The organism is Brevibacillus sp. SKDU10, from assembly GCF_001645205.1.
GTDB classification, from domain to species: Bacteria; Bacillota; Bacilli; order Brevibacillales; family Brevibacillaceae; genus Brevibacillus_B; species Brevibacillus_B halotolerans.
Window position 1 is genome coordinate 1 of record NZ_LSSO01000190.1, and the last position, 15,642, is coordinate 15,642.

General features: G+C 42.5%; 16 protein-coding genes and 1 tRNA gene. 2 read left to right on the forward strand and 15 right to left on the reverse strand.

Annotated features, from left to right (window positions below; translation table 11 throughout):
• The 6 genes from AYJ08_RS18605 to AYJ08_RS18625 all read right to left on the reverse strand — a co-directional run bounded on the left by AYJ08_RS18605 (position 1) and on the right by AYJ08_RS18625 (position 3,874).
• A tRNA-Leu gene (locus tag AYJ08_RS18605) sits at positions 1–83 on the reverse strand.
• A gap of 204 nt (positions 84–287) precedes the next feature.
• Entirely contained in the window at positions 288–602 is a 315-nt protein-coding gene (locus AYJ08_RS18610; RefSeq protein ID WP_082891028.1) for an SCP2 sterol-binding domain-containing protein, read from the reverse strand.
• Positions 603–773: 171 nt separating this feature from the next.
• Positions 774–947, reverse strand: coding sequence for a YycC family protein (locus tag AYJ08_RS22655; RefSeq protein WP_003336033.1), 174 nt, complete (start codon positions 945–947; stop codon positions 774–776).
• Positions 948–1,004: 57 nt separating this feature from the next.
• On the reverse strand, positions 1,005–1,574 hold the full coding sequence (locus tag AYJ08_RS18615; protein ID WP_064018958.1) for a thioredoxin family protein: 570 nt from the start codon (positions 1,572–1,574) through the stop codon (positions 1,005–1,007).
• Between the two features lie 153 nt (positions 1,575–1,727).
• Entirely contained in the window at positions 1,728–2,762 is a 1,035-nt protein-coding gene (locus AYJ08_RS18620) for a Gfo/Idh/MocA family oxidoreductase (protein WP_369799692.1), read from the reverse strand.
• A gap of 17 nt (positions 2,763–2,779) precedes the next feature.
• Entirely contained in the window at positions 2,780–3,874 is a 1,095-nt protein-coding gene (locus AYJ08_RS18625; protein WP_064018960.1) for a tetratricopeptide repeat-containing glycosyltransferase family 2 protein, read from the reverse strand.
• A 148-nt stretch (positions 3,875–4,022) separates the two neighbouring features.
• On the opposite strand from AYJ08_RS18625, the gene AYJ08_RS18630 reads away from it, so the two are divergent.
• A complete protein-coding gene (locus AYJ08_RS18630; protein WP_064018961.1) occupies positions 4,023–5,117 on the forward strand; it encodes a CotH kinase family protein in 1,095 nt (364 codons plus the stop codon).
• A gap of 59 nt (positions 5,118–5,176) precedes the next feature.
• Here AYJ08_RS18630 and AYJ08_RS18635 read toward each other — a convergent pair whose 3' ends face one another.
• Positions 5,177–5,824 carry a TlpA family protein disulfide reductase gene (locus AYJ08_RS18635; protein ID WP_064018962.1) on the reverse strand — a complete coding sequence of 216 codons (648 nt, stop codon included), beginning with the start codon at positions 5,822–5,824 and terminating at the stop codon, positions 5,177–5,179.
• Between the two features lie 16 nt (positions 5,825–5,840).
• Positions 5,841–6,548 carry a cytochrome c biogenesis CcdA family protein gene (locus AYJ08_RS18640; protein WP_031415551.1) on the reverse strand — a complete coding sequence of 236 codons (708 nt, stop codon included), beginning with the start codon at positions 6,546–6,548 and terminating at the stop codon, positions 5,841–5,843.
• A 263-nt stretch (positions 6,549–6,811) separates the two neighbouring features.
• Here AYJ08_RS18640 and AYJ08_RS18645 point away from each other — a divergent pair, with 263 nt between their 5' ends.
• Complete coding sequence (locus tag AYJ08_RS18645) at positions 6,812–8,413, forward strand: alkaline phosphatase family protein (RefSeq protein ID WP_082891029.1); 1,602 nt, start codon at positions 6,812–6,814, stop codon at positions 8,411–8,413.
• A gap of 58 nt (positions 8,414–8,471) precedes the next feature.
• On the opposite strand, the gene AYJ08_RS18650 is transcribed toward AYJ08_RS18645, so the two are convergent.
• From AYJ08_RS18650 to AYJ08_RS18680, 7 genes are all read right to left on the reverse strand, one after another.
• Positions 8,472–10,238 (reverse strand): aromatic amino acid hydroxylase, encoded by a 1,767-nt coding sequence (locus AYJ08_RS18650; RefSeq protein WP_064018963.1) that lies wholly within the window; start codon positions 10,236–10,238, stop codon positions 8,472–8,474.
• 257 nt (positions 10,239–10,495) lie between these two features.
• Positions 10,496–11,404 (reverse strand): hypothetical protein, encoded by a 909-nt coding sequence (locus AYJ08_RS18655; RefSeq protein WP_064018964.1) that lies wholly within the window; start codon positions 11,402–11,404, stop codon positions 10,496–10,498.
• 109 nt (positions 11,405–11,513) lie between these two features.
• Positions 11,514–12,563: an ABC transporter substrate-binding protein gene (locus AYJ08_RS18660; RefSeq protein WP_082891030.1), complete on the reverse strand. Its 1,050-nt coding sequence runs from the start codon at positions 12,561–12,563 to the stop codon at positions 11,514–11,516.
• Positions 12,564–12,602: 39 nt separating this feature from the next.
• Positions 12,603–13,448, reverse strand: a complete 846-nt coding sequence (locus tag AYJ08_RS18665) for an ABC transporter permease (RefSeq protein WP_369799693.1) — start codon at positions 13,446–13,448, stop codon at positions 12,603–12,605.
• A complete protein-coding gene (gene tenA, locus AYJ08_RS18670; RefSeq protein WP_064018965.1) occupies positions 13,412–14,101 on the reverse strand; it encodes a thiaminase II in 690 nt (229 codons plus the stop codon). The genes AYJ08_RS18665 and tenA overlap by 37 nt, the downstream gene beginning before the upstream one ends.
• Positions 14,102–14,128: 27 nt before the next feature.
• Positions 14,129–14,812, reverse strand: a complete 684-nt coding sequence (gene thiE / locus AYJ08_RS18675; protein WP_064018966.1) for a thiamine phosphate synthase — start codon at positions 14,810–14,812, stop codon at positions 14,129–14,131.
• Positions 14,809–15,585 (reverse strand): thiazole synthase, encoded by a 777-nt coding sequence (locus AYJ08_RS18680; RefSeq protein ID WP_064018967.1) that lies wholly within the window; start codon positions 15,583–15,585, stop codon positions 14,809–14,811. The genes thiE and AYJ08_RS18680 overlap by 4 nt, the downstream gene beginning before the upstream one ends.
• Positions 15,586–15,642: the final 57 nt, after the last annotated feature.

The following is a 15,642-nucleotide window of genomic DNA, read 5'->3' on the forward strand; positions in this document are numbered from 1 at the left end:
TGGTGCGGGTGGAGGGACTTGAACCCCCACGGTCGCCCGCCAGAACCTAAATCTGGTGCGTCTGCCAATTCCGCCACACCCGCATGTGAGCTAAACGGTCAACAACTTGCTTTCAAGCTTGTTGTTTTTCTCAGTACCGTTTCGGCTTTTTTAATATAGCATACACTTAAAATAAAAAGCAAGACTTTTTATAAAAAAATTGATAGCCACAATTAATATTTAAAAATTAACTGTAGCTATCCGTTTTTTATACTTATAAAAGCTGTGTATTTCATAAAATTCTCTCATTATGCAAATAAGCGCTGTAATTGTAAAGCTAGTGATATATCTCCCTTAATCTTTATTTTACCCAGCATGACAGCAGCAGTAGGATTCAATTGTTTTCGTAGGAGCTTTGCAAAATTGGTGTCAGATAGCTGGAGCGTACATTGTGCCTGATTAGAGTTTCCTTCCATTACTTGAACCTGATTGTCACAAAATCGAACCTGATAGGTGCCTCCCCGTTCTCCACTTACGTCAAATTGATAAACAGCCAACCATCCCTCAATGGCAGAAGGGTCTTGATTTATGCGATCAGCAAGTGTCTCCAATTCTTGCAACACGTGTGAACTCCCCCTTTCCCAGCCTGAGCCTATATTTTTCACCATACTATCCTATTCAGTGAACATCCATTATATGCCATCTTCACTTTTTCTTAAATAGAAAAAAGATGCCTTGTTAGGCATCTCTTGTATGTGTAATCGCTTCTCGTCCAGACGACCGTTTTTGACTACTTATTTCTCCTTGCTATCTGATTCTGTCTTTTGCTCTGAGACTTCCTGCTTTGAAATCTCCATTAGCTTTTGCATCAATATATGCTGGGGCATGTGCATTAATCTTTCCAAGGGTACTCCAAGCTGTTCAGCCAACTTTACGGCTGTTTCTGCTGATATCTGTAAAGGTCTCATCTTTTCACCTCTTGCTGTCTTTATCAATCTATCCCATTATACCACGCTCGCCGCTAATCATTGTATCTGACGGAATAAATCGGATAATTCTTGCACAATGAGCTGCTGGTAGCCAGTCCCCTCTCCGTATTGGGCAAGCATTTCCTGACGAGCTACCATGATTTTGTCTTGATAATCGTGTGCCTCACGGTCAGGGTTTTCTTGTTTAAACTGAATCATAATCTTCTGAACATGCGCTGGACGTGGTCCCCATGTAGCAAGCACATCTGAGTCCTTGTTGCAAATAATCAACACCGGAATAGCTCGTCCTCCCATAGTCAGAAATTGATCCATCACATCCAGATGATCCTCCATAACTAATACTTCTACAGGTAAAGAAACAGCTTCTGCTACACGAAACAATACAGGTACATTCCGCACAACGTCTCCACACCATTCTGCACACAATAAGAAGGCTCGCAATCCCGCTTGCTGAACCGTGGCTGCTATTTGGGAACGCTCCTTTTCTGTTTCCCACGAAAATCGCTCATACCAGTCATAGAATTCCTCTTTATTTTTCTCCATTGTTTCCATGAATTGCTGCATGGTCATTCCTGTTCCTGTTTTCGAGTGCAAGTTAATCGCCATGATTGCTCCTCCTTATGCATTGATTCTCTTCTGTTTCAATTCGCTAGGATGCGAGCATCTCCTCTTGCGATCGCTTCTGTAAGTATAATAGGTGATGGCAACACAGCAGCAAAAAAACCTGTGCACATTTGCTACAGGTTTTTTTACAACAATTTATCCGGATAGATTTTGTTGGATTTGTTGGGAAATTTCTGTTGCCAGTTGCAATGCCTGCATACCTGACTCCGCTGAGACCAAAGCGGGCGTTTTCTTCGTAATGCTTTGTAAGAAATCTATTAGCTCTGCCCGTAGTGGCTCAATCCCAGGTACAATCACTTTTTCCAAAATGTTCTGCTGGCTATAGCCATCACTTTGTTTCTCTAAGAAATTTGTAGAACGGGAAATGACCACTTTTTTATCGAGTAGATCAGCTTGAACAAACGCCTCTCTGGTTACTACTCGTAAGGTACGCACTTTTTCTTCCGTTAAATGACTAGCTGTGATTTGTGCAATAACGCCTGATTCGAATTGAAACAGTGCTACAGCATGTTTGATTGCTCCTTGATGAGATTGACCGACCGCATGCATCTTGGCCAATGCACCCGGCTGTAAATGCTGCAAAATATATATATCATGAAGCATAGCATCCAATACCACATCAATTCCTTGAATACGTGGTTCCATTGGACTCATGCGGTGCATATCGATGGCGACAACCTCTTCACCCTCCAGAATTGAGCGTAACACCCCGATTGCCGGATTAAACAGTTCGATATGCCCCACCTGCAAATGTAACTGAGCTTCTTTGGCTCGATCAATCAATTCACTGGCTTCTGCTACTGTCGCAGTGAGAGGTTTTTCCATCAGCATATGCACCCGATGACGAATACAAGCCATTCCTACCTCAAAATGAGCAGGTATAGGAACAGCTATACTGACTGCATCTACTCGAGCCAACAGTTCGTCTAGTGTAAGAAACGAAAGTATATCATATTCCCGTGCAACCTCTTGCGCCCGTTTTTGATCTGCATCGTAAACGCCTATCAACTGGCAATGGTCGTTGAGCGAGGAGTAGACACGTACATGATGCTTGCCCATTACACCGGTTCCAATTACTCCTACCTTCACTCCACATCCCTTCTTTCCATCCAAAAACTTACAAATCCACTCAACTCTCACATTGTATGAAGTAGATGGAAAGAAGGTCACTTTTCCTGCGAAAGAAGTTAGCTACCTGACTCCTCCTTGTTCAACAATTCCTCTATTAGCTTTTTATTGAATAAATATTTTGGATCATTTGGTCGATACTTCCCTACTTGTTCGTTATGCTCATAAGCTTTTTCATTTTGTCCAATCCGATTGTAGCAAACACATAATTGGATATGCGGAAGCCACGTCCAGCATGCTTCTGTAAAAAATCCCCAGGTATCCGGTCTTTTGACCTTAGTAGCTAGGTCATACCAAAAAATTGCTTTTAGATATTCCTTTCTGCTGAAAAAGATATGACCCAGTCGGCAGCAAGCCTCAGCCCGTGGAGTATCATAAGAAAAGGCTTTGATTATATATTCTAGTTCTTTCTCTTTATTCCCTAAGGCAACATAACAATCCGCGATCTTGTAGCACGCATTGATTTCATCCTCAATCCAGCCCTGTTTAGAATCGAGCATTTTGATATAATATTCAATCGCTTTTTCATGAAAAGAATGATCTCGCAGCTCATTTGCATAATAATACAAGTCCCTTATGGTAAATTCTTCTCCGCGCTCCAGCTTTTTTTCATAAATACGCAAATTACGAGTCGAATACCCTTCCTGCAGATGAATCTTTTTATGAGTCACAGCAATGTCACTGTCAATAATTTTTCCCCAAACAGATAAATACTCGTGCACGGCACCAATCCATTGGAAATTATTGCTTCGCTTCACCAGACGGTTTCGACGGAAAGACATAATAGGATTATCGAACTCATCAAAGGCAGTGTGATATTTCATGGTGACTGAGTCAACAGCCGGATCTAATGTTTCCTTCAAGGTTCGTAACCGTTCACGGTCGATCTCCAAGAGGTAATCATCTGCATCCAGATGCAAAATATATTCTTGTGTTGCTTTCGTAAAGGCAAAATTACGAGCGGCCGAAAAATCGTCAATCCATTCAAAGAAAAAAACGCGATCCGTGTACTTTTTTGCAAGCTCTACAGTCCCATCAGTCGAACCTGTATCAATAATATTGATTTCGTCTACCAGGTCCCTTACAGAATCCAAGCATCTCGCCAAACTATCTTCCTCATTTTTCACGATCATGCATAAACTAATTGTGATCATGCTGTCACCTCATGTCGCTAATTTTGCTCACTTTTGTATGTATATTTCCTGCATATAAAAAGGTGAACTATTTCTTAATTTAATCTCAATAAAACATAGCGCCAATAGCCGGTATTCCTCATAAGATGAAGCAGAAAGGAAGGGTTCTATGGAAATTCAGTCGCACGCCTTGCCACAGGTTTATTATGTAACTGTCTCAGATGAGGGTATTGCTTACTTGGATCAGCATATCAGAGCGGATGTTCGCATAGATGCTTTCCTCTCCATCCAGCAGAAAGAGTACCCCATTCAGCTTTCCTATCGAGGTGCCCATACACGAGAATTGGCAAAAAAGTCTTATACTCTCTATTTTTCTGATGACAACCGTTTTCAGGGGCAACGAGAGGTGCATCTTAATGCTGAAATGCTGGACCCCTCGTTCATGCGAAATGCCCTGTCATTTGCCTTTTTTGAGCTCCTCGGTGTCTTATCACCTGCTACTTCGTTTGTGGTGTTGTGCAAAAATGGAGTTAGTGAAGGTCTTTATCTTCAATTAGAATCTGTCGATGAACTATTTTTACAAAGGCGTCAGCTACCGCTAGGTCCGATTTTCTACGCTGTTAGTGGAAACGCTAATTTTTCCTTGTTAAGCCCTAAAACAGAGGAGGTAAAACCAAGCCTGGACGCAGGGTATCGACGCAAATATGGCCAAGAGGAGGATATGCAGCTCCTACGTGAATTGATTTATATCATAAATACAACGCCAATAGCTGATTTTGAAGAAACCATTGCTCGATACCTTAATATAAATCAATATTTAAGCTGGCTAGCAGGGGCTGTATGCACCCAAAATTTTGACGGTTTTATTCATAATTACGCTTTATATCGAAATTCGAGGACAGGTTTATTTGAGATTATTCCATGGGATTATGACGCCACCTGGGGGCGAGATTGCAATGGAAAAGAAATGGCCTATGATTTTGTTGATATAGACGGATACAATACCTTGAGCGCTCGCCTACTAGATACTTCTACATACAGACAGCTCTACAAAGATAGAATGGCAGAAATCCTACATTCCTGGTTTACTCCCGAATATATGGGCCCTCGAATCGAGTCTCTCCATCGCTTGCTACGTCCCTACCTTCAGATTGATCCGCACAAAAAAGAAAAGCTCAACGTCTTTGACGCCGAGCCTGACTATATTTGTCGTTTTATTAACGATCGAAATCATTTTTTAAAAGGACAGCTTGATACTTTGTAATCATATATCGCTCTTCATTTCTTGTTAGGAAATCCTTCAATAGCAGTCTTTTATCATCGTTATTTTTTTGCTTTGACTACTTTATCTAGCTCTGCCTGAAACACGCCCGGTTCAATCGGTCCCATTACCTTATATGTAACGACCCCATTAGGATCAATAATAAAAGTCGTTGGGATAGCGAGGATTTGGTACAGTTTTGCTACTGTTTCATCTTGATCGTAGAGAATAGGCATCGTCAGCTTATAGGTATCTACAAACGCTTTGACGGAATCTAAATCATCCGTTTTGGTCAGATTAATTGCATATAAATCTACGTTGCCTTTATTTTTTTCATACAACTTTTGTAAATCAGCAGCTTCCATCTTACATGGACCACACCAGCTTGCCCAGAAGTTCAGAACCAGTGGCTTCTGTCTTTGTCCCAAAAACTTGTATGTAGTTCCATCCATACTAGGAAGTTCAAAGGCAGGAGCTTTAGCCCCCTGCGCAATGGTTGGGTTGGCTTTTGGCTCTAACTGACTAGAGACCTCTTGTTGTGCTTGAGTTTTGGTTGTCTCTTTCGCCTGATGCTGTTGCTGTGGCTCAGATTTTATAGACTGTCCCAATATTGGTTGCAGAGCAGACAGCGATTTACTCTTGACCTCGCTTTGGTAAATCGCTCCTCCTCCCAGAACGAGTAAACTGAGAATGATAAACACTTGCCGCATGCTTTATCCAGCTCCTTTATAAACTAGGCTGTCCAAAAATTTTAATTAAGTAGATAGAGATATCTGTTAGCTTATCAAAGTACAGCAAAATCCCGAAAAGAACCATGATTCCGCCGCCAATTTTCATTAATTTGTCCGAGTATTTCATGATCCAGCTTATCTTACTAATGAAGAAGGTCATCACGAAGAACGGCAGGGCAAACCCTATCGTATAGGCAAGCGTATAAGTAAGGGCACTCTCTGGATTCACCATTCCAAGCGTAATGATCCCTGACATGATCGGCCCCACACAGGGAGTCCAGCCAGCAGCATAGGTAATTCCCACCAAGATAGAACCAGTATACCCAAGCGGACGATTGTTTATGTCCTTCTTCCATGTTTTCATCATAAAATCAAACTTTAATACCCCTGTAATTACTAATCCCATAAAAATTAATAAAATAGCACCTAGTTGCCTAATCAAATCCTTTTTTGATGCAAATAAGCTACCAATCCACGAGGTTGACAAACCTAGCGCGATAAAGACAAGCGAGAATCCTAGAATAAAAAACAAGGTGTGTAACAATGCCTGTCGCTGAAATACAGCTTTTCCTTGTTTCATCTCTGAAACCGAAACTCCAGTAATATAAGATAAAAAGGATGGGTATAACGGCAAACAACAAGGTGATATAAACGAGAGAAATCCTGCTGCGAATGCTAGCCATACTGTAATTTGTGTATCCATAATTGGCCCCCATTTCCCAAAAGTCTCTTTCTGTTATGTATTCTAGTCCACAGATATTCATTCATGCTCCATTCTGCATATCAGGTGAACGAAGTGTGACAAAGCTCACAGCAGTACGTGAGTCATTCTTATTCTATTTTATTTACATAACTGACAAAATATCAATGACGTGAAAAGTCTTTATTATAAGGTATACGAAGAGTAAGGATTACTTGTTTGGGACAAAGTAAAAGAACACTTACTATTAAAGGAGGATTCTGTAAGTGCTTCGAAAACTTGCTTTCCTTTGTCTACTATTTTTGATCTGTATAAGTTTAGCTTCCTGCTCATATCCTCAGCCTGAGCAGATTCGTATTTTGCAACAGCCCAAAAAGCCTGCTACACAAACCGGGCAAAAAGTGATTGTCCTGATGGTAGACTCTATTCTCTCAGACTCAATTGATAAATTGGTCACAATGAATAAGGCTCCAGCACTGTCTTTCCTTATCAAAAATGGTATGTACCGACGCGACTTGATTAGTTCTTTCCCCACCATGTCCGTTACCATTGAGAGTTCACTTCTTACCGGAGCTTATGCTGATCAACACAAAATCCCAGGTCTACTGTGGTTTCATCCGGCAGAAAAACGTATTGTTAACTATGGAGATGGCTTTCGGGTAGCTTGGAAACCCGGACTAGCTGAGTGGGCATACGACAGCATATATAATCTCAATCGGTCGCATCTCTCCTCTAAAATACGAACGCTTCACGAGGATTTACATAGAAAAGGGTTCACAACAGCTTCCATAAATACGATGGTCTATCGTGGAGATTTTAAACACACGCTTGTATTACCTAAGCTCGTCTCGAATACCCTGAACCTTCCAGCCCAGATGCAGGTTATGGGTCCAGAGATGCTTGGCTTCGGATCACTTCGCAAAGTAACAAACCAACGGATAGCTGAGGGACCTTTCCAATCGTTTGGAGTAAACGATTCCTATACAACAAATCATTTAATAAATGTAATAAAGCAAAGATCACTCCCTGATTTGACAATAGCCTATTTTCCAGATATGGACGGAAAGCTTCACAAGCATGGTCCAACCTATCTTGCTGCACTCCAAAAGTTTGATAAAAGACTTCAGAGCATCCTTGATGCTTTTGGAGATTGGAACAAAGCCATAGAGAATCATACCTTTATGATTATTGGGGACAGTGGAGTAACTTCAAGTGGCACAGACAGACAACAATCGCTGATTCGTCTAGAAAAAATGCTAGGGCAATATCAGCCTTATCGCTTGGGAAAAACAGTATTGCCCAGTGACGACATAGCGTTTGCTATAAATGGACGAATGAGTTACGTCTATTCACTTTCTTCACGTGCATCCATTCCTGCTCTTGTGGATGGGCTTAAACATGATGATAGAATTGATTTTCTAGCATGGAAAGAAGCAGACTGGATTCATGTTAGGCAAGGGAACAGTAATCGACAGATGGCTTATCGACCGGGAAAAAATGAGATTGACCGTTTCGGGCAGAGATGGGATATAAGAGGAGATTTCAGTGTGTTAGATTTACGGCGGAATCCACAAGATAACAGGCTGGATTCCTCTTCCTTTCCAGATGGACTCCAGCGCTTATTTAGTGCATTTGCTTCGCACAAAGGTTCCTTTCTTGTGATTTCAGCAAAGAATGGGGCAGAATTCACCGCAGATGGTTCTCCCAATCATCTTGGAGGAGGAAATCACGGTTCCTTGCACCGTACTGATACGTTGATTCCCTTGATAATAGCTGGAAAAGGGGCGTTGCCTCCACCAGACCGAATTGTTGATTTGAAGCCATATATTATTGCTCTTCTTACAAGGGACAAGCAGCCATTGAAGTAACTTGGCATTTATAACGGAGACCGCCTGGTAAGGCAAAGCCCCGGCGGTCTTGTTTTACTTACTTATTTCCCAAGAGAGACAGGCCATTAGCAATCAAAACAGCTAATTCATGATCAGCATCACCAATTGCCTTTATTTGAGAGTGAAGTCGCTGGCAGTCCGCTTTCGGGAAATGATGACCCATCATAATTTCTAAAATTTCCAATCGCAGTAGCCAATCGTTCGGATAAGAGGCATCTAGTTCTTGCATAATGGCTTGCAAGCTCTCTGGCAGTTCCTCTTCAGCCCCTTCTTCTGTCCGCAGGTTGCGAACAATTTGATACAACTGCTGCTGTCTTTTTTGCACGTCTGTGTAAATGGGACGACGGGTTTGGGTCTCTGAGGGTTGATGTGTACCCGATTGAAATTTTTCGCGGTCAGCAGCTCCTGCATAAACAGAAACGATCTCGGCTCCTACTGCCATATCATAGGTTCCCCATTCTGCTTGGAACAGCACACGCTCATGATAGCGTACGGTACATTCATCGAATCCAATTAGCACTACTTTATCCTGCATACGATCAATATAGGAAACACGCCCTACGACTTCAACTCCTGAAGCAAAGCATACCACCGTTTTTTTACCTACAACTACGTCATAGGCTTCAAGTTCAGCATCGGTCCAATCCTCTAATGGCTTCTCGTTTCCTTTTATTTTGCCAATTGGGGAAGAAAATCCATGGCTATGATAGGATTTATCATGACCCACCAGCTCAATATCTCCAAACGCGAGGGCAGTAGGTCCTTCTGTCGCTAAATAAATGGCTTCCCCCTGATCATCCAAGATAAGATGATGTAGCGTGCCGCTTACTTGTAGACCAGAGCTGTACACACTAGTAGTGATTTGACCACTATTGATTGCCTTATGCAAGCTTTCAGTGCCACCAAGATGCAAAGCCATTCTCTTTTTCATTTCAAGTACCGCTTCAATTAATTGATCAAAATCTCGACAAACAAACAATTGGGGCTGAGGCTTGGTGATATCAAAATCAGTTTCTATACACGCATCGAGTGAAAACGGGATTTTTTTAACCCCATCTGTTAAGCAGCTCATGCTTTCCCCAACAGAGGACAATAGCCCTGCTCCATAGATTTGTGGCTGATCAACATCTCCAATTAAGCCATATTCGACTGTCCACCAATAGAGACGGGATAATTGAGTAGCTTCTGAAACCTCCGTAACCGCCGCTGTTTTCCGAGCTAGGTCTTCTTCTGCCGCAAGCACTTGTTCTTCCGTCGCATTGATATCCTCTTTTACGATAGATAAATAGCGAATTGCCTCATATAACTCATAATCTGCTCGTGACGAAATGGCTTTAGAACCAATTTCTCCAAAGATTTTCAGATAGTCACGATATTTCTCGTCTTTAATGATTGGGGCATGCCCGGCTGCTTCATGAATGATATCAGGTGCAGGTGTATAAGCCACATGATCGTAAGTACGAATGTCACAAGCGATTGGGAGGATTTGATGAGCCTGAAAATCAAAAAAGGCTACAGCTGGTATAAAACCATCGATACTTACTGCTCCCCATCCAATTTCCGATAAGCACCGATTCATTTCACGAATATTCGGTATTTTTTCGATGCTGATACCAGATGCTTGTAAGCCATCTAAGTAAGCCGTATGGGCTCTTTTCCCTAGGAAATTATAATTCTGACGCATAACGTATCGCCAAACAGCTTGATCTATCGGTGTATACTTGTCATAGTCTTGGTCGACAACGAATTGCTTTAAATGAACAGGAATGTTGACCAATGAAAAATCAGATTCAATGTGACTCATAACTTTATACCTCCCTTAGCAAAATAATGATATTCCGGCAATAGAAAGCGCTATCATTATAAGGTTTACTATAACATCTTTTGGTGGAAAATGGAGTAAAAAAGTTTGCCTATCAAACGCCCAATTCCTATGATACTGTAACGCAGCGAGGCAACTATGATTATAGGTAAAATCAAGAACCCCAATCGATCAATTAAGATTGGGGTTGTATTTGTTTTGTCGCAATCCATATGTTCCCTTTGCAATGAATGCTTTCGTTATTCCTTAGAGGAACGTCGATTTTGTTGTTGCTCTAACATTACATCCATCAATAAATGATCCTGCAATTGATCCATCGGGTCGATGGTTAGCAAGGCTGAGACAGCAGCAAGCGCCGCACGTACGGTTTGATAAGAAAAAAAGGCATCTCGCTCTTCTTCACTGTAGCTAGAAATATCGGCACTTTTAACCGGGTTAGGAAAATCCGCCTCCACTCCGGCCCTATCCATGACGACCAATGCCTGCTTAATAGCTAAAATCGCTGCACTTACGCTTAAAGAGTATTCCTTACGCAGATCATCCCAAACCTCAAAAGCAGTGCGCTCTGTATGCTCTCCATTTAAGCGAGTTATCATCCCACGTTTCCTTCCCTCCTGCAATAGCCAATCGACCAAAATGTCTGGATGGGGTGGAAACGAGTAGTACTGCAATCGCATTTCTAGCTCTGTAGGAAAATTGCGGGCAAATCGAGCATCCTCCAGCTTCATCTCATATCGCCTAGACGGATGGTTGGGTACCATAACGTATACAATTCCATCGCGAATAGCCGTGATTTGCAGCTTTGTCCGGGCTGGTATGCGGGCTTGTGGTGCCTTTTCCCGTCGATAATTGCCTGGAATTAATTGCTCACCAAATAAATGATATTCTAAAGGTGCATCAATCCAAGGAATTGGTTCTCTTGTTTGGATTTGATACGTACCACTAAAAGTTATCCATTCGCTTGGTCGGTGCTGATATCGAACCAAGATCTGATGTTGCTCACACTCTGGCGCCACTTCTTCTTTATCTGCATCAACAGGATGGAGGCGATCATGTTGCAACATGAATCCATCTTCTATGTCTAAACGCTCCAGTAATTCGCGTCTGGATACTCGCTCATAGCCGATGTGATAGATGTTTTTTTTCAAAATGATGTACCCCCCGTAATTACTCTTGTTCCTTGGAAATTCCATAGTGAACAGACTAGAAAAAGCGCCATGAACAGGCGCTTTCTGATTCATTTCTTCTTATTATACATTATTTTGCTGCTGGAAGAATCTCCTGAGCTGAGAAAGTCTTAGAAATTAGCTTCTTAGCAGCCATCCAATCAATGACCTCCTGCCATTGGGCTGTATCCTGGCTGCCAAAAGCTTGACCCTTAGCATCCATCAAAGGAAGTAAGACCTCCAGGCTTTTGTGTTCAATCTCTCTATCTAAAGGAAATTCTGCGGCTTCATGCTGTAAAAGTGCTTCCAGTGCTTCTTTCGGATGAGAAGCAACATGAGCCTGCCCTTTTTGTATCGCTTGCTGGAAGCGTTTTAGCGCCTCCCGCTTTTTTGCCGCCGTCTGATCACTTGTGACCAACACCAATTCATAATAGCTGGGTACACCATAATCAGTCAATCTAAACAAACGAACAGGAACATTATTTTTTTCTAATATCACCTGTTCATGATTGATAAATCCCCCAATGGTGGCGTCCGTTTGCTTAGTGGAGAGGGCTGGGATTAATTGAAAACCAATATCGGTAAAACGAATGTTTGATGAATCTCCCCCGTCAGTTTGGACCATATGCTTCACAATTTCTATGTCAAAGGGAAGAGCAGGATACCCTACATTTTTATCACTTAAATCCTTAGGTGTCAAAACGGTACTATCTTCTCTTACCATTAGTACGTTTAACGGTTCGCGAACGATCGCAGCTAGCGATTTAATTGGCAACCCTTCTGCCTTAGCCACAATGGCCTGCGTTTGATAGCTAATGGCCATATCTACCTTATCCGTAGCTGCCAGCTTCAATGGATCACTGGCGTCCGACGGCATCTTCAGCTCCACCTGCAGATTCGCATCGCGAAAATAGCCTTGTGATTCTGCTGCATATAAAAAACTGTGAACAGCATTTGGATACCAATCTAGAGCGATTGTAAGCTTCTCTGGTGGTTTAGCTTCGGAGGTGGCAGTAGCTGGATTTTCTTTTACAGGGGTATCATTAGAAGCACACCCTGTAGCTAGCATGCTAAGACCAGCAACCAGAATTACTAGCCAATTTTTCACAGCTTTCCTGTTATATACAATTGATTTGTTCATTTTTTTCTCCCTTATATCTAGATGTTCATCCACAATCGATTATTGTCCGAGGTCTTTTTGCTTACGATTGTAGGTAAGAAAGCGCTGTTCCACCAGAGTCATAACCAAAAACAAGCCTAACCCCAGCAAACATAATAAAAGGACAGAAGCAAATAGAGCAGGCGCCTGAAAATTACCGGAAGCCCGTCTGCCAAAATACCCCAGACCCGCACTTGCTCCTAGCCATTCACCAACAGTGGCCCCCGAGATGCTAAAGGTAGCTGCTACCTTTACTCCACTAAAGAAAGAAGGTAATGCACTAGGTACTTCCAACTTGCAAAAGATTTGCCACCGGCTTGCTCCAATCATACGAAAATAGTTACGCCGTTGTGCATCTGTAACGAGGAATCCATCGTACGTACTTACTACAATTGGAAAAAAAGTGAACAGTACAGCAATTGCTATTTTTCCTGGTAACTCATAGCCAAACCACATCATGAACACGGGCGAGAGCGCTAAAATCGGAATGGTTTGTGAGATAATAACATGAGGGTACATGATCTTTTTCATTTTCTCATTAAGATGCATGCATATGGCAATTCCTGTACCTACAAATATAGAGATCGTTAGCCCTAGCAACGCTTCCTGTAAAGTAATCCACAGATGTGTCGTCAATAGCTGATTGCGTAGCTCCCAGAACGCAACGGCAATAAGAGAAGGAGGTGGCAGAATGAATGCAGGTAGCTCAAGCAAGCGACAACTTGCTTCCCATAACAGGAGAAAAGTACATACGGAAGCGAGACCCCATCCGATATGCCGATTCTTTTTCCAGACCTTCTGTGTAATCTTTTGCTCCCGTTTCCTTTGCATTACGGCCATGTCTGTTCTAGATAAGCCATATCCCAAAATAAATACTCCATTTTGCAAGCAGCGATAAAATGCTGTTTCATCCGAGCAAGCTCCTGTTTGTTACTGTCACGGGCAATCTCATTAAGTACACCTTTCAGCCAGTCCGTCGAGTTGGCAAATTCATCACAACTATACATCCGCACCCACTCGCCATACTGCGGATGATCGACTACCCCCGATTTTTGCGCTAATCTTTTCCCAATTTCCTGATAGCTCCACATGCATGGAAGCAAAGCACTCAGCCCTTCTCCCAAGCTTCCTTGGTGAGCGATCTGTAGCATATAGCTTGTATAGGCAAGCATGACGAATGACGGTTCCGCCGTTTCTAATTCATTTTGGGAAATACCTAGTCGTTGAGCGTATCCCCGATGCAAGGACATCTCCTCTTGTATTGTTGATGTCAGGATTTGGGCAAATCGACTGCTCCAGTCTAACCGCGCTGTCTTAACGCTCGCAATCGCAAATAGTTTTGCATATTCCTGTAAAAAGAGATAATCCTGCTTCATGTAATGGATAAATGCAGAGATCGGTAAATTTCCATTAGCAATGCCAGTAATGAAAGGATGAAGATGCGTCTTTTCCCAAATCGGCTTTGCTTCTGCGTATAAAAGCTCTGTAAAAGAAGCTATTTCTATTTCTCGCGTATTCATCGGCGTACCGCCTCCTTTTATGCGAACTCATGTATAACTATGATTTTTATGAAAATGATAAATAAAATCCTGAACGGCTTTTTTGGCATCAGGTGCTTGTGCAATAGCTGAAATGACTGCGATAGCATCGGCTCCATTTTTTCGCAAGCAACTTACATGTTCTGGCTTAATTCCGCCTATAGCCACAATAGGATACCCTCCTACAAATTTGCGAATAGCAAAAAGTCCATTAGGACCGATTGGCTCCCCAGCATCCGTTTTACTTTTCGACGTATACATAGGCCCTACCCCTAAATAATCAGCTCCATATGTAAGAGCGATCCGAGCCTCCTCTATATTGCCGGCTGATATTCCAATGATCATCTCAGGAGGAACCAATTGTTTAACCTGAGCAAACGGCATATCCTCATGTCCTACGTGCACCCCGTCAGCCTGAACCTTGCAAGCCAAGCTCACATCATCATTAATCAGAAAAATGGCATCGTATGTATGACATAGCTCTTTCATACGGATCGCAATTTTCTCTCTTTGAATCGCATCGCTGATGGAGCCAGCTCCTTTTTCTCGCCACTGAACGCATCCGACTCCCGCTTGAAGTGCCTCTGTTAAGATACGAAACATGTTTTCAACGGAGTGCCCGCAATCTTGACTGCCTATTACCAAATAGATACTCCACTTTTGGGATAAATGAGCGAGTCGAGCCAGCTTCATGTCAGCATTCCTTCTATCGGACTACTAGCAGAAGCATAGCGCTTTCGGGGAATGCGTCCTGCTAAAAAGCCTTTTCGTCCAGCCTGAATCGCTAGCTTCATTGCTTCTGCCATTCGTATAGGGTCGTTTGCTAACGCAACTGCTGTATTTAATAATACGCCGTCTGCACCTAGTTCCATCGCTTGCGTCGCATCTGAGGGTGAACCAATTCCAGCATCTACAATGATGGGAACTGTCGCCTCTTCGATCATGATGCTAAGATGCAGAGGATTAAGAATACCTTGACCAGAGCCAATTGGTGAGGCACCGGGCATTACAGCATGAACGCCTACTTCTTGTAGCTTTCGCGCGAGAATGGGATCATCATTGGTGTAGGTTAAAACAGTGAAGCCTTCTTCCACCAATAAAGCAGATGCTCGCAGGGTTTCTATTGGATCGGGCAATAACGTTTTTTGGTCTGCAATTACTTCTACTTTAATCATGTCGCATAATCCGCTCGCTTTTGCTAAACGTGCAATACGTACAGCCTCCTCTGCGGTGGTTGCTCCTGCTGTATTGGGGAGCAGTGTATACGCTGAGAGGTCAAGCGATTCTAAAAAGGTAGGCTCGTTTACTTTTTCCAAATTTAAACGGCGTACCGCAAATGTGATAATTTGCGCTTCAGAGATTGCCACTGCTGCTCGCTGGATTTCCAAATCACGAAATTTCCCGGTACCAATTAAAAAACGTGAGCTACATTCATACTCTCCAATTCGTAAAGTCGTATCCGTCATTGATTATCCTCCTCCAACAAAATGAACTATTTCTATGCGATCCCCATCCATTATGGC

Coding starts and splice junctions, on each gene's coding strand:
- AYJ08_RS18650 (WP_064018963.1), bottom strand. CDS start 10,238: ATGAGTCACATTGAATCTGATTTTTCATTGGTCAACATTCCTGTTCAT.
- thiE (WP_064018966.1), bottom strand. CDS start 14,812: ATGAAGCTGGCTCGACTCGCTCATTTATCCCAAAAGTGGAGTATCTAT.
- AYJ08_RS18660 (WP_082891030.1), bottom strand. CDS start 12,563: ATGAACAAATCAATTGTATATAACAGGAAAGCTGTGAAAAATTGGCTA.
- AYJ08_RS22655 (WP_003336033.1), bottom strand. CDS start 947: ATGAGACCTTTACAGATATCAGCAGAAACAGCCGTAAAGTTGGCTGAA.
- AYJ08_RS18680 (WP_064018967.1), bottom strand. CDS start 15,585: ATGACGGATACGACTTTACGAATTGGAGAGTATGAATGTAGCTCACGT.
- AYJ08_RS18640 (WP_031415551.1), bottom strand. CDS start 6,548: ATGGATACACAAATTACAGTATGGCTAGCATTCGCAGCAGGATTTCTC.
- AYJ08_RS18630 (WP_064018961.1), top strand. CDS start 4,023: ATGGAAATTCAGTCGCACGCCTTGCCACAGGTTTATTATGTAACTGTC.
- AYJ08_RS18625 (WP_064018960.1), bottom strand. CDS start 3,874: ATGATCACAATTAGTTTATGCATGATCGTGAAAAATGAGGAAGATAGT.
- AYJ08_RS18635 (WP_064018962.1), bottom strand. CDS start 5,824: ATGCGGCAAGTGTTTATCATTCTCAGTTTACTCGTTCTGGGAGGAGGA.
- tenA (WP_064018965.1), bottom strand. CDS start 14,101: ATGAATACGCGAGAAATAGAAATAGCTTCTTTTACAGAGCTTTTATAC.
- AYJ08_RS18615 (WP_064018958.1), bottom strand. CDS start 1,574: ATGGCGATTAACTTGCACTCGAAAACAGGAACAGGAATGACCATGCAG.